This window comes from Pseudoxanthomonas sp. LjRoot204_2 (assembly GCF_056175765.1).
In genome coordinates, this window is sequence record NZ_JBGFFG010000678.1 from 1 (window position 1) to 1,232 (window position 1,232).

At 62.3% G+C, this 1,232-nt stretch carries 1 protein-coding gene; it reads left to right on the forward strand.

Annotated features, from left to right (window positions below):
- The coding region (dnaB, locus tag AC04L7_RS19030; protein ID WP_475513750.1) for a replicative DNA helicase at positions 1-1,232 on the forward strand (1,232 nt) is incomplete at both ends.

Here is a 1,232-nt window from a genome sequence, read left to right on the forward strand (position 1 = left end):
ACCCTAAGAGGGACGCGGCCAGTGCCGCGACTCACGCACAACTGGTGCAGCTCAAGGTGCCACCTCACAGCATAGAGGCAGAGCAGGCTGTCTTGGGCGGTCTCATGCTCGCCCAGGAGATGTTCGACGTCGTGAGCGAGAAGCTGGAGGGTCGCGACTTCTATCGTCGCGATCACCAGCTGATCTGGCAGGCCATGGCGCAGCTGGCGGAAGAAACTTCGCCATTCGATGCCGTAACGCTCGGCGAGTGGTTCGTGAACCAGGGGGCGAGCGAGCTGGTCGGCGGCGGCGCCTACCTGGTGGAGCTTGCCTCGACCACGCCTTCGGCTGCGAACATCGAAGCGTATGCGGATATCGTCCGCGAGAAGGCGCTACTACGTCGCCTGATCGATGAAGGCACGCAGATCGTCAATGCCGCCTTCAATCCGGGGCATCGCGAAGCGCAGGAGATTGTCTCCGAAGCAGAGCAGCGGGTGTTCTCGGTGGGGCAGGATGCTCGCGACGTCGACCGTGAAGCAACGACGGCTTCCTCGACCCTGAAGAAGGTATTCGAGACGCTGCGTGTCCAGTCGGAGCGTGGCGGCGGTATCACCGGCCTGCCGACCGGCTACGTCGATTTGGACGAGCTCACTGCCGGCCTTCACCCTACGGATCTCATCATCCTGGCAGCGCGCCCTGCCATGGGTAAGACAACCCTGGCCGTCAACATCGCCGAGTACACCGCCATCACGTCCAAGAAGGCGGTGGCAGTGTTCAGCATGGAAATGTCCTCGGAGCAGTTGACCCAGCGCATGGTGTCCTCGCAAGGCCGTGTCCATGCCACCCGGCTGCGACGGGCCCAGCTGGAAGATCAGGACTGGGCACATGTCACCGCGGCAATTCGCATCATTCAGAACGCCTCGCCCATTCTGATCGACGATACGCCGGGCCTCTCACCTGAGCGCTTGCGCTCCAAGGCCCGCCGGCTGAAGCGTGAGCATCCAGATCTTTCACTGATCGTGATCGACTACCTGCAGCTGATGGCTGTACCCGGCAACAGCGAGAACCGTGCAACCGAGGTCTCCGCAATCACACGCGCCCTGAAGGGTCTGGCGAAAGAGCTCAATGTGCCGATCATCGCACTCTCGCAGCTCAATCGCAGCCTGGAGACGCGTTCGGACAAGCGCCCCGTGATGGCGGATCTGCGCGAGTCTGGCGCCATCGAGCAGGATGCAGACATGATCGTCTTCATC